A 13,389-nucleotide genomic window follows, 5' to 3' on the forward strand; every position below is an offset into this window, starting at 1 on the left:
AGGATAGTAGACTAGTCTAATTCTTCAAAATCGATATACTCCCCTACATCCTTATTGGTTGCCTTTTTTTTAGACTTTTTATGGATAGAAACATCACCTTCTTGAGTTTGGTCGGGTTGTTGATATTGGTTAAACTGCTGTTGAAACTTTTCTCCCGCTTTCTTTGTGACATATCTAAGCAATAGAGGACCAAATAATCGCGTTACTATTTTGAGACCGTAATATAGTAACAGAATAATGAGAATTACTTTCAACACCCCTTGTAAAGAAGCTTCTTGCATGTCCTTTTTTTTCAAAAATAAGGAACTCTATACACAATTACCGGTAGACAATCCTAAAAAAATGATAAAATCTGCTATATTTGAACCAAATATATTGAATATGAGCCCTAAATCTATTCTGCTATTGGTATCCATTTTTCTATTGGGGGTTACAGCCTCTGCTCAGTATACCGATAAGATCAATTCTAACAGACCCGGTACCTCTCAGGGAGCCTTTTCTGTTGGCAACAATGTATTACAGATAGAAGGCGGTTTTGGTTTCGGAAAAGAAAAACATAATATTTTTAATACCAAAACTAACGTCTTCAATTTTGATTATGCAGTGCGATATGGCCTTTTAATCGAACAATTAGAAATTAGATTGAATGGTCGATTTAGAGCTGACGGTGTAAGGCAGGTCGTAGGGGCTAATGAACAAAAAATTAATAGAAGTGATTTCGAAGTTAATACTCTGGGAGCCAAATATTTAATATATGATCCGTATAAGAAACCCAAAAAAGAAGATTCGACATACGCTAGCTTAAAAAGCTGGAAAGAGCACCATAGATTTAAATGGAAGACCTTAATCCCAGCGGTTTCGGCCTATGCTGGTGTTAATTTTATTAGTTCAGATAATCCATTTACGTTTCCTGAAGACCAAAGTATTAGTCCAATTTTTGTAATCGCCACACAAAACAATTGGACAACTAATTATGGTGGTAACTGGGCTTTTGTTACTAATATTATCATTGATAAAATTACTACAGAAAATCCGGCACTGGGTCTTATCTTGACTGCTACTCATACCATAAATGATAAATGGGCTGGCTTTTTAGAATATCAAGTGCAAAAAAGTGACTTCTACAGTGACAATATTATGCGATTAGGAGGGGCATACTTATTTGACAAAGACTTACAGTTCGACACCAATCTAGCTTTCAATTTTAAGGATACACCTTCTGTATGGACGCTAAGTTTTGGAGCCTCTTATAGATTCGATTGGCATTCTAAAGATGAAATTATTGAGCAACCTGGTCTGGAAGGTGGTGTTAAAGAAGAAGATATTGAAGAGAATGAAGAAAATGAAGGTGAAGAAGATATAGAAGGAACGTTTGAGGAGTTTGAGGAGAATGAAACCGATAGTCTGAAATCTGGCAAAACTCCATTCATTAATGACTTTGAGGATGATGGTTTTAGAGAAGAACTCGAAAGAGACCTAGATGAAAAACGTACAGAGGAGCGCTTAGAACGAGAACGAATTGAGCAAGAAAAAATTGACAAGAAAGAAGGCAAAAAGTTTAAAAAAGAAGAGGCTCGACGTTTGAAACGTGAAGCTAAAGAAGCTAGAGAAGCAGAAAAAGCTGCTTTAAAGGCCGAGAAAGAAAAAGCAAAGATGATTGAAGATATCGATGCCGAACTCGATAAAATGGAACAGGATAAAGGAGTTGATCAAGAGCTTGAAGATTTGGATAGACAACTTAAAGAACTTGAAAAGATGGAACAGGATCTCGATATAGAAAACAAACCGAAACCAGAAGATCAATCCAAAGAAGAAAAAGAACAAAAGAAAGAAGAAAAAGAACAAAAGAAAGAAGAAATCGATATCGATGCACAATATGATGAATATCAAAAAGAGCAAGAGAGCATAAAAAAAGCCGAGGATAAGAGACGAAAAAAAGAAGATAAAAAACGTCTTAAAGAAGAGAAGAAAAGAAAAAGAGAAGCAGAAAAAATCAAGAGAAATAAAGAAAAAGATCCCAATATCGATAAAGAGATTGAAAAAGAACTTGAGGATTTTTAACTTAAAACCACCAGGTTATCGGCACATTTCTATAAATTGATTTAAATCAGTTCCCCTTTTTTGCCAAAAGGATCATATATTTGTCAAGTATTAGAGAAACTGTATGATTACAATTAAAGAAATTACTTCTAAAGGAGATTTAACCACATTTGTTAAATTTCCTTTTCATTTATATAAAGATTCCCCTTATTATGTTCCTTCTATCATCAAAGAAGAAGTTGATGTTATGGATCCGAAAAAGAATCCTGTATTTAAAAATGCAGATGCAAAGTATTTTTTGGCCTATAAAGGAGATGAAATTGTAGGTCGTATCGCAGCAATTATTAATTGGATTGAAGTAAATGAACAAAAGAAACCTAAAGTTCGATTTGGATGGTTTGATGTTGTCGATGATATTGAAGTTACAAAAGCGCTATTACACAAAGTTTCAGAATTTGGTAAACAACACCAATTAGAGTATCTCGAAGGGCCTGTGGGATTTTCTAATATGGATAAAGCTGGAATACTCATCAAAGGTTTTGAAGAACTAAATACAATGATCACCTGGTACAACTACCCGTATTATGCAGATCATATGAAAAAACTTGGTTTCGAACCTGCAGCTACATGGGTAGAATATAAGATTAAGGTTCCTAAAGAAACTAAAGAAAAAGTCAAAAAATTTGCCCAGGTTATTAAAGATCGATACGGTTTAAAGTTACTAAAATTCAAGAAAAGTAAGGAAATTCTAAAATATGCAGACGATATGTTTGATTTGCTAAACAAAACGTATAGTAGTTTGCAAACTTTTGTTCCTATACAACAATATCAAATTGACATGTATAAGAAAAAATACCTGCCTTACTTAAACCCAGAGTATATCACGTGTATTGCCGATAAAACCGGGAAACTTATTGCTTTCTCGATCGTAATGCCTTCTTTTTCAAAGGCTTTAAAAAAAATGAATGGAAAAGTATACCCGCTACGATTTTTACATATTCTTAAAGCACAACGTCGTAATGATACCGCTGCTTTCTATCTTATAGGCGTTGATCCTGAATATCAAAACAAAGGAGTTACAGCTTTAATTTTTAAAGAAATGAATGAAGCTTTTTTACGTAATGGTATCGAGATGGTAGAAACCAATCCTGAATTGGAAGAGAATAAAGCCATACAGGCACTTTGGAACGGTTATGAGCACGAACAACACAAGAAGAGAAGAACGTTTAGAAAAAATATTAGCGAGCTTTAATACCCAAATCTATCTTAAAGAAACACAAATCTCCTTATTCATTTTTCCCTCCTACTTCATTGAAAAATAATTCCGTAGCTATAACTATGCAATAATTTATGGCTTCAAAGCAAAGAAAACCAACTTTGCATCTTTTAGGCCATTTTATAGCAGATTTGACATAACATAGTCGTAAATTACCGCTATACAATTTAGCCCAAAAAAAAGTTCAATTATAGCTAAATCAATATAAAATGACATATAAGATTTATATAGAAAAAACTTGGAGTTTGAGGCAAAAAACGCAGGTGTAGCCTCAGCTACATCGAAGTTTTTTATATGAAGATTTGTGTTATTTTATATTGATTTAGCTATATATAACAATCGAACCTCTTTTGTTTATTAAAATACTGTAGACTTTAACAAGTTGAGATATACCCTACTCACCCATTGCTGCAGCTACAGCTGCAGATATCTTTTTGTAAGTTCCATTTTCTAACCGCTCTCGTATGGCAGAAAATGCAGTTAGTGTTTCTTTAATATCCTCAATAGTATGAGATGCTGTGGGTATTAACCTTAATAGAATCAATCCTTTAGGTATTACAGGATACACCACAATAGAACAAAAGATACCATGATTTTCTCTTAAATCTTTTACTAGGGCCATCGCCTCAGGAATACTTCCCTTTAAATACACAGGAGTGACACAACTTTGAGTTGTTCCCAGATCAAAACCACGTTCTCTAAGACCATTTTGCAACGCATTTACATTCTCCCAAAGCTTCGCTTTTAACTCTGGCATGGTACGTAACATATCTAAGCGTTTGAGTGCCCCAATAACAAGTTGCATCTGCAACGATTTTGCAAACATTTGAGAACGCAGATTATATTTCAGATAATCGATGATTTCTTGATCGGCAGCAATAAAAGCTCCTGTACTTGCCATAGATTTTGCAAACGTTGCAAAATACACATCAATTTGGTCCTGAATTCCTTGCTCTTCACCTGTACCAGCGCCAGTAGCACCTAACGTACCAAAACCATGCGCATCGTCTACAAATAGTCTGAAATTATACTTTTCTTTTAACGCTACAATTTCTTTTAACCTTCCTTGTTCACCACGCATACCAAAAACACCTTCAGAAATTAATAAGATACCTCCTCCGGTTTTTTCAGCCATTTTTGTAGCTCTCATCAGGTTTTTATCGATACTTTCTATATCATTATGGCGATAAGTGTAACGTTTTCCCTGGTGTAATCGCACACCATCTATAATACACGCATGAGCATCTACATCATAAACGATAATATCATCTTTACTTACCAAAGCATCGATGGTAGAAACCATGCCCTGGTAACCAAAATTTAATAAATAGGCAGCTTCTTTATCCACGAACTCAGCAAGTTCATTTTGTAGTTGTTCATGCAAATCAGTATGACCACTCATCATTCTCGCACCCATAGGGTACGCAGAACCATAAGCAGCAGCTGCATCTGCATCTACCTTACGAACCTCTTCTTTATTGGCAAGACCCAAATAGTCATTGATACTCCAGGTTATAACTTCTCTTCCTTGAAACCTCATTCTATTTGATATCGGACCCTCTAGTTTTGGAAAAACAAAATATCCTTCTGCTTGATCTGCCCATTTTCCTAACGGTCCTTTGTCCTTATAAATTTTATCAAATAAATCTCTCATTTATCAAAAATTGTTTCTTTTAAGTGTGCGAAAATACGTAAAATTGATTTGATGACATAATTATATTCTAATTCACTTTTATAAAGCCATATTTTATCATTCCTACATGATAAAAGTAGACCCAATCCATATCTCAATTACTGGTTTTCTGTAATTTAAACCACCACTATAACGCTGCAATTTACATTTTAAGCATGTTATACAAAATATGATAATTCAGGTGCTACCGTTAGTAAAAAGCCAAAGTGTTAGGAATACTACCAAGGATTGCTCTATGTACACAAAGAAATATATTTATGAAGAAAACTATTAATCAAAAACTTACTGGTAATTTAAATGTAACAAAAATAGTTTACACTCATTTGTTCTCCTAATTTTTAAAATAGCTTCTCTATATAAAATCCAGACATTTTATTTATACCGCCAATAGGTATATATTACCACGAGGTATGTCTCGAAGCTGAAAATTGTTTCCTACGAATATCTCGTGAGCTTGACTACGGTAGTTTACTTAATAAATTCTACTTTGTTGGCAACATCTGCTTCATTTTTACTGTCAAAAAAGCCTTGTTCCATCATCCAATCGTCACTATAAACCTTACTCATATATCTGGATCCGTGATCTGGTAAAATAACAATAACATTACTATATTCATCAAATACATCCTGAGCGGCCAGCTGCTTAATCCCTTGGATGGCAGCACCACTTGTATATCCTAAGAACAAGCCTTCAGTTTTTGCTAGTTCTCTTGCGGTATGAGCACTGTCTTCGTCGTTTACTTTTTCAAATTGATCTATAACCTCGAAATCTGTTGCCGTCGGAATTAAATTTTTACCAAGTCCCTCGATACGATACGGATAAATTTCGTTGCTATCAAATTCTTTGGTTTCATGATATTTTTTAAGAACAGATCCGTAAGCATCAATACCCATTACGCGTATATCTGAGTTTTGGTCTTTTAAATATCTTGCCGTTCCAGATATGGTACCTCCAGTACCGCAACATGCTACAAAATGCGTTAATTGCCCATTGGTTTGCTCCCAGATTTCTGGGCCTGTAGAATTATAGTGGGCGTCGATATTTAAATCATTAAAATATTGATTAATATACACCGAGCCTTTGATTTCTTCGTGTAACCTTTTCGCAACTTGATAGTACGATCTGGGATCATCTGCACTCACATGTGCAGGACAAACATATACTTTTGCACCCATATTTTTGAGCATTGCAATCTTGTCTTTCGAAGACTTTGAACTCACAGCGAGAATACACTCATACCCTTTAATAACACTTACCATGGCAAGACTAAAACCTGTGTTACCACTCGTTGTTTCTATAATCGTATCACCCGGTTTTAGAATTCCTTTTCGCTCTGCTTCTTCAATAATATATAATGCGATTCTATCTTTGGTAGAGTGTCCAGGATTAAAAGATTCTATTTTAGCATAGTAATTACCTGGATAATCCTTCATAATTCTGTTCAGCTTGACTAAGGGGGTTTGTCCTATAAGTTCCAGAACATTATTATAAGCCTTTATATTTTCTTTCATAAGTTGTTGTTTTATGAATTTGTGAAGTACAATTTGGGGATCACAAATTACTGCAAAAACGCTACGAAGTTACATTAATTTTTTGAATTACTCTTTTATACCTTCCAAATCTAATATAAAAGCATACTCCTGAGCTACTTCTTTGAGCGCTTCGAATCTTCCTGAAGCTCCGCCGTGACCGGTTTCCATATTGGTATGCAGTAGTAAAATATTAGTATCGGTCTTTAACTCTCTTAATTTTGCCACCCATTTTGCGGGTTCCCAATATTGCACTTGCGAATCATGCAAACCGGTAGTTACCAACATATTTGGGTATTGCTGTTTTGTTACGTTATCATAGGGCGAATACGATTTCATGTAGTCATAATCCTCTTTTTCATTAGGATTTCCCCATTCGTCATATTCTCCAGTAGTTAAAGGTATACTTTCGTCTAACATAGTGGTTACTACATCGACAAAAGGTACGGCTGCAACAATACCCTTATATAAATGTGGAGCCATATTTACTATAGCCCCCATCAATAAGCCACCTGCAGATCCACCCATGGCATATAGATGTTTTTCTGAAGTATATTTCTTTTCGATTAGAAATGTTGAACAGTCTATAAAATCGGTAAATGTATTTTTCTTTTTAAAAAGTTTACCTTCTTCGTACCAGGCTCTGCCCAGGTACTCCCCTCCTCGAACATGTGCTATGGCATAAATAAACCCGCGATCTAATAAACTTAGCCGTACGGAAGAAAAATAAGGATCTATAGTAGAGCCGTAAGAACCATAGGCGTATACTAATAGCGGATTATCACCATTCATTTGTAATCCTTTTTTATATACTAATGATATCGGGATCTTGGTTCCATCCTTGGCATTAGCCCATAATCGTTCAGAAAAGTAATTATTCTTATCAAATTGACCTCCTAGCACCTCTTGTTCTTTTTTAACTTGTTGCTGCTTTGTTTCCATATCAAAATCGATAACAGAATTAGGCGTAGTTAAAGAATTATAAGCATATCGAAGAATTTTTGTATCAAAATCGGGATTGGTACTTACATAAGCCGTATAGGTTTCGTTATCAAAGGGTAAATAATAATTAGCAGTGTTGTCCCACCGCCTAATATTTATGATATTAAGTCCGTTTTTGCGCTCACTAACTACAAAATAGTCTTTAAAAATATCTATATCTTCTATCAAAACATCTTTACGGTGTGGAATTACCTCATTCCAATGTTCTTTTGACGTATGTTCTTCTGAAACTTGCATCACCTTAAAATTGAGTGCATCATCTGCATTAGTCAGCACATAGAAATGAGTATCGTAATGGGCTATCCCATATTCCATACCCCGAATTCTGGGTTGAAAAATGGTAAACTCACCTGTAGGATTATCTGCTCTAAGAATTCTATATTCTGAGGTAAGTGTGCTATTGGATCCAATAACTAAGAACTTTCTGGATTTTGTTTTGTATACAAATGTGTAGAAAGTATCGTCTTTTTCGTGATACACCAAGACATCTTCAGAAGTTGAAGTGCCTAACGTGTGTCTAAAAATACGATCAGAACGTAGCGTTTCGTTATCCTTTTTGGTATAAAACAAAGTTTTGCTATCAGCAGCCCATGTACTCCCCCCTGTAGTCGAGTTCAGGATTTCGGGGTATATTTCTCCAGTTTCTAAATTCTTAATTCGAATATCATATTTACGCCTGCTAACGCTGTCGACACCAAATGCAATTAACTTATTGTCTGGGCTAACACTTAAACCGGTCATTTTAAAATAGCTGAAACCTTCTGCTTCTACATTACAGTCGAATAGAATTTCTTCTTTAGCGTCTAACGTATCTTTCTTGCGTGCGTATATGGGATATCCTTTGCCTTTTTCAAATCTTGTAATATACCAATAGCCATTAAGTTTATAGGGTACTGACTCATCATCCTCTTTAATTCTCCCTTTCATTTCTTCAAATAAAACAGACTGAAATTCTTCGGTATGCGCAGTCATATCATCATAGTACTGGTTTTCATCTTTCAAATACGCTAGTACCTCTTCATCTTCACGATTATTTAACCAAAAATAGTTATCAACACGAAGATCATCATGCTTTTCGAGTTGCGTTGGCTTTTTTTTTGCTGTTTTACTAAACTTTTTTGCTTTCAAAAGGATCATTGATTATGTGAGAAGTTGCAAAAGTAACTGAAACTAAGGATATAATCTGCTAAAAGGACTGAATTTATTCTATTCTATTGATTTTACCACATTTGCGTTATTAATGTATTTGCTTGTCGTTATTCGTATTTTGAACAAAATCATGATAATATTCCGATCTGAAAGGTTAATTTTGCCTCTAAAATCTTAAATACAACACTTATGTTCGGAGATATGATGGGTATGATGGGAAAACTCAAAGAAACCCAACAAAAAGTAGAAGAAACAAAAAAGAGACTTCATACAGTTATGATCGACGAAAATAGCAGCGATCAACTGCTTAAAGTCACCTTAACAGCGCAACGGGAAATTAAAAGTATAACTATAGATGAGTCACTTTTAAAAGATAAAGAACAATTGGAAGACTATCTGATTGTTACACTAAATAAAGCCATTTTAAGGGCAACTGAAGTTAACGAAACTGAATTGGCTGCTGTTGCCAAAGAAGGGATGCCAAACATTCCTGGGCTTGATTTATTTAAATAAGTAAATCGAGTTAGAATCAATGTTATCTGATGACAAGAATTGATTGATCCCTTTAACAATTTTAACGTATTTTTTTTCAGCACTTTAGATGCAAACACCTAGTATTGTTCTCTTTATTTTAACGAATATAGACCCTAAGTTCGATCAATTATAATTTTTCTTTTTGTATTTATTTATATAAATTTAACAAAAACGTAAAAATTTAACTAAAAAGACTAAATATTATGTTCGAACTTAAAAATAAAGGAGGATCTGACTATCATTTTACATTAAAAGCAAAAAACGGGCAGGTTATTTTATCAAGTGAAACCTATACTAGTAAATCTGCTGCAGAGAACGGAATTGCTTCCATCAAGAAAAATGCTACTGAAGATGCTAGATATGAACGTAAAACGGCCAAAAATGGTAAATTCTTTTTTAATTTGAAAGCGGGTAATGGTCAGGTAATAGGCAGCAGTCAAATGTATGCTTCAGAATCAGGAATGGAAAACGGAATCAATTCTGTAAAAGAAAACGCGCCGGGAGCTGATACAAAAGAGGAATAAACTTGAAGTACTACGATTATAAATAAAAAGAGGATGTCTAAAAAGTTGTCATTCCGAGAGAAGCGAAGGAATCTGTTGAACCTAAGTTTTTGATAAACAGATTACTTCAAAATTAAAATTTTTCGTAATGACGTTTTTTAATACTTTTTAAACACCCTCTTTTTAAATGTAAACGATGTAAGAACCTCTAAAAAGTGTTCATGCATTTTTTGAGTATAATCCAGATGTGTTACAAAACGTAACTTACCTTGTCCCATTCCGTAAAAATGGATGTTCTTCGCAGCCATTTGAGAGATAAAATTTTCTTCGCTCCCATCGATAGTAAAAATGATAATATTTGTGTCTATAGGTGCTACATTTTTTACAAAAGATAATTTCTTCAAAACCTCTCCAATTTCTTTTGCCTTCTTGTGATCTTCTACCAACCGATGGATGTGATGCTCAAGCGCATACAATCCTGCAGCTGCCATATACCCAACCTGGCGCATGCCACCTCCTAATATCTTTCGAACTCGTATTGCGTTTTGCATGATTTTATGATCACCGATTAATACAGATCCCAAAGGAGCGCCCAATCCTTTGCTCAAACAAACAGAAATAGTATCAAATACTTCTCCGTACTGAAGCGCACTTTCTTGAGTGGTTACCAAAGCGTTCCATAATCTCGCTCCGTCAAGATGAAATCCTAAATTATGACGAGTACATACTTTTTTTATACGTTTAATCTCATTAAAATCATAACAAGCGCCTCCGCCTTTATTGGTAGTATTTTCAAGACATACGAGACGTGTAAGCGGACTATGATAAAAATCTGGCGGATTGATAGCCGCTTCGACCTGCGTAGCCGTAATCATACCTCTATGACCGTCTAACAGCCTACATGATACTCCGCTATTAAAAGACACTCCGCCCCCTTCATAATTGTACACATGTGCAAATTTATCGGCAATTAATTGTTCGCCTGGTTGTGTATGCAGCTTAATAGCAGCCTGATTGGCCATACTTCCCGATGGAAAAAATAATGCCTGATCCTTGCCAAACATTTGCGCTACTTGTTCTTCAAGTTGATTTACCGTTGGGTCTTCTTTATATACATCATCACCTACACTGGCGCTCATCATTGCTTCTAACATTGTAGCAGTAGGTTTGGTAACTGTATCACTTCTTAAATCTATGATCATGTTTAGTATATTGAATTAATGTAATCCACATTGAAAACTACCTATAGGAGAACCATCAGGAATTTTTGGCGAAGGCGCTAATTTAAATGTCGTAGGCCTTTCTAAAAAATCGGTAATCTGCTTTGTGAAATATCGATAATACCTAGTTTTTAAATCATTGCGTGTAGCTTGTTGTAAAAATGGCAATAATGCTTCTAATTGAGCATACGCTATGGCATTCACCTGAGCATACACTTTTTTGCTAATGCTTAGCTTCATCAAGTGTTTTAATACATTCGCCTGTACGGTATGTTGTATTTCCTGATCATAACCGGTTGATACATCGGTTTTAAAGGTTACGGTAATGAGTTCCTGTAATACTTCAGACAATCCTAACTGATTTTTATCCAGGCTTTTTTGCTGTACCAACCTAGAAACCCGTTCTGGATGCAGTAACAAAGACAGACTCATCTCACTTGCCGTAGCCGCTGCACTTAAAGCATCAAACCCTACTCCTGTTTTACCCGTAAAAGACTCTCTCGTTCTGGAATAGCCAAATGCTCTAGGTGGAAACAAACTCAATTTATCCTCGGGAATAGCAAGTACTTTGGGTGTTACTGTCTTCAATACTTCGTGAAGTGCTTTTCTCTGTTTATTTGACTCAATGACTTCGACAATTTTTTGTTGATCTCCTTTAACTGCATAATTGTAATGTAAACCACCAATCAATTTAACAGCAGCTTCGGTTTGATACCTATGGAAGAAATACAAAGGAACAAAAACATCTTCCAATACAGAATACGGTTCGCTATTTCTGATATTATCTTCAGAAAAATTACGAACGGATATCTCTCTAACTTTCAACACATTGTATAATTCATCTATAGCATCTTTACCATTATCCCATAAATGAGCCAGTTCATGGGCACCACCCCGTGCACGTGCATCTTTATCAGAAATAAACCGTAAACCGGATTGATATGCGGTATCCAAAATAGCATTCAGCGCTTCTTTTTCATTATCCCGATCTTTAAATTCTGAATAACTATAAGCAACGGTGACCTTATCCCATACGCCAATCTTTGTATCATAGGCATTTGAAAGATCTATTTTACCGTTAGTTAGTGTCACCTTTGGGTGTGGGTAATCCATTACCGAAGCACGACTACTAGTACTTGCTGCAAAATTATGAGCAAATCCCAATGTGTGTCCTACTTCATGAGCAGATAGTTGCCTGATACGAGCAAGTGCCATATCCAGCATAGGTTGATCGTTATCATCACCATTTTTAAAAGGTTGATTCAGTAACGCCTGGGCTATTAAAAAATCTTGTCGAATACGCAAACTACCTAAACTCACATGTCCTTTAAGAATTTCTCCTGTTCTGGGATCCACAACGCTGGCACCATAGCTCCAACCCCTGGTAGAACGATGTACCCATTGTATCACGTTATATCTCAAATCCATTGGATCTGCATCATCTGGCAACATCTTAACCTGAAATGCATCTTTATATCCTATAGCTTCATAAGCTTCATTCCACCAACGTGCACCTTCGAGCAAAGCAGATCGAACGGGTTCTGGTGTGCCTGGATCAAGATAATAAATGATCGGTTCTTTTGCTTCGCTCATAGGAAGATTAGGGTCTTTTTTTTCTAACCGATGCCGAATAACAAATTTTTTTTCAATAGGTTTTTGCACAGGGGTAGCATAATCCATGTACGAGATAGAAATAGCACCGCTTCTGGGATCAAATGTTCTCTTTTTATACGAATCATCAGGTAATGCTACAAAAGAATGATGCTGGGTTACGGTCAAGAATTTTGAATTAGGAGCAATAGTCACGATGTTGCTCCCTGTGGCATTCCCTTTATAGGTTATCAAGGCTTCGAATTCTACGTTTTTAGGAAAAGCCTTTGTGCGATCGAGAAATATTGCACTTTTTTCTTTATCTACACTATAGGTACCTTCTTTTTGGGATTTTAAACGCTCTATGATTCGATGCGTGTCCTGCAGTAAAAATGGCGTGATATCAATAATATACGTATTCGACTTTGTTTCTTTTATAGGAAAACCAAAAAGTACCGATTTGGCGAAAGCTTGCTCTACGCTTCTTTTTTCTAATACATTATCAGTATTTGCCCGGTATCTTTGATTGGGCTGTACAAGTAATAATTTGTTTCCAGCTTTCTGAAATTTGACAACAACCCCATCACCTATCTGACCTCTATCTAAACCAATATCATTAGATCCTAGTCCGCTCGCCAATGAGTGAACATATAAAAATTCAGTGTCAAGTTGGTCTACTTCAAGATAAATTTCATCTTTGGATTCGTTATAATAAAAATTAAAATAGCCCTTGTATACTTTGAGATCTTTTTTACTTTCCAGAAATTGACCTAAAATGATAGAGGGAATACAAAGTGAAATAATAAAGTACGCTTTTTTCATAGAAGATGAGTTTGATTAATCCAGGTTTAA

Annotated in this window: 10 protein-coding genes; 4 read left to right on the top strand and 6 right to left on the bottom strand. The window is 35.3% G+C overall.

Annotated elements, in window-relative coordinates; translation table 11 throughout:
• Positions 1–11: 11 nt before the first annotated feature.
• On the bottom strand, positions 12–296 hold the full coding sequence (locus J8281_RS11140) for a DUF4834 family protein (RefSeq protein ID WP_246849085.1): 285 nt from the start codon (positions 294–296) through the stop codon (positions 12–14).
• 85 nt (positions 297–381) lie between these two features.
• Here J8281_RS11140 and J8281_RS11145 point away from each other — a divergent pair, with 85 nt between their 5' ends.
• Positions 382–2,061: a transporter gene (locus tag J8281_RS11145; protein WP_210197700.1), complete on the top strand. Its 1,680-nt coding sequence runs from the start codon at positions 382–384 to the stop codon at positions 2,059–2,061.
• A 103-nt stretch (positions 2,062–2,164) separates the two neighbouring features.
• Complete coding sequence (locus J8281_RS11150) at positions 2,165–3,292, top strand: GNAT family N-acetyltransferase (RefSeq protein WP_210197701.1); 1,128 nt, start codon at positions 2,165–2,167, stop codon at positions 3,290–3,292.
• A gap of 418 nt (positions 3,293–3,710) precedes the next feature.
• Here the strand turns inward: J8281_RS11150 and J8281_RS11155 are convergent, their stop codons facing one another.
• The 3 genes from J8281_RS11155 to J8281_RS11165 all read right to left on the bottom strand — a co-directional run bounded on the left by J8281_RS11155 (position 3,711) and on the right by J8281_RS11165 (position 8,678).
• Positions 3,711–4,970 (bottom strand): aminotransferase class I/II-fold pyridoxal phosphate-dependent enzyme, encoded by a 1,260-nt coding sequence (locus tag J8281_RS11155; protein WP_210197702.1) that lies wholly within the window; start codon positions 4,968–4,970, stop codon positions 3,711–3,713.
• Between the two features lie 507 nt (positions 4,971–5,477).
• Positions 5,478–6,521: a PLP-dependent cysteine synthase family protein gene (locus J8281_RS11160; RefSeq protein WP_210197703.1), complete on the bottom strand. Its 1,044-nt coding sequence runs from the start codon at positions 6,519–6,521 to the stop codon at positions 5,478–5,480.
• A gap of 87 nt (positions 6,522–6,608) precedes the next feature.
• The gene (locus J8281_RS11165; protein ID WP_210197704.1) at positions 6,609–8,678 is read right to left on the bottom strand and encodes a S9 family peptidase; all 2,070 of its coding nucleotides are present in this window, start codon (positions 8,676–8,678) and stop codon (positions 6,609–6,611) included.
• Between the two features lie 201 nt (positions 8,679–8,879).
• Here J8281_RS11165 and J8281_RS11170 point away from each other — a divergent pair, with 201 nt between their 5' ends.
• Positions 8,880–9,203 (top strand): YbaB/EbfC family nucleoid-associated protein, encoded by a 324-nt coding sequence (locus J8281_RS11170; RefSeq protein ID WP_210197705.1) that lies wholly within the window; start codon positions 8,880–8,882, stop codon positions 9,201–9,203.
• 224 nt (positions 9,204–9,427) lie between these two features.
• Entirely contained in the window at positions 9,428–9,748 is a 321-nt protein-coding gene (locus tag J8281_RS11175) for a YegP family protein (protein ID WP_210197706.1), read from the top strand.
• Between the two features lie 137 nt (positions 9,749–9,885).
• Here the strand turns inward: J8281_RS11175 and J8281_RS11180 are convergent, their stop codons facing one another.
• Both J8281_RS11180 and J8281_RS11185 read right to left on the bottom strand, forming a co-directional pair.
• Positions 9,886–10,929, bottom strand: a complete 1,044-nt coding sequence (locus J8281_RS11180; RefSeq protein WP_210197707.1) for a low specificity L-threonine aldolase — start codon at positions 10,927–10,929, stop codon at positions 9,886–9,888.
• Between the two features lie 15 nt (positions 10,930–10,944).
• Entirely contained in the window at positions 10,945–13,359 is a 2,415-nt protein-coding gene (locus tag J8281_RS11185) for a zinc-dependent metalloprotease (RefSeq protein ID WP_210197708.1), read from the bottom strand.
• Positions 13,360–13,389: the final 30 nt, after the last annotated feature.

Origin of the sequence: Aquimarina sp. U1-2 (assembly GCF_017897595.1) — a bacterium.
Classification (GTDB): Bacteria; Bacteroidota; Bacteroidia; order Flavobacteriales; family Flavobacteriaceae; genus Aquimarina.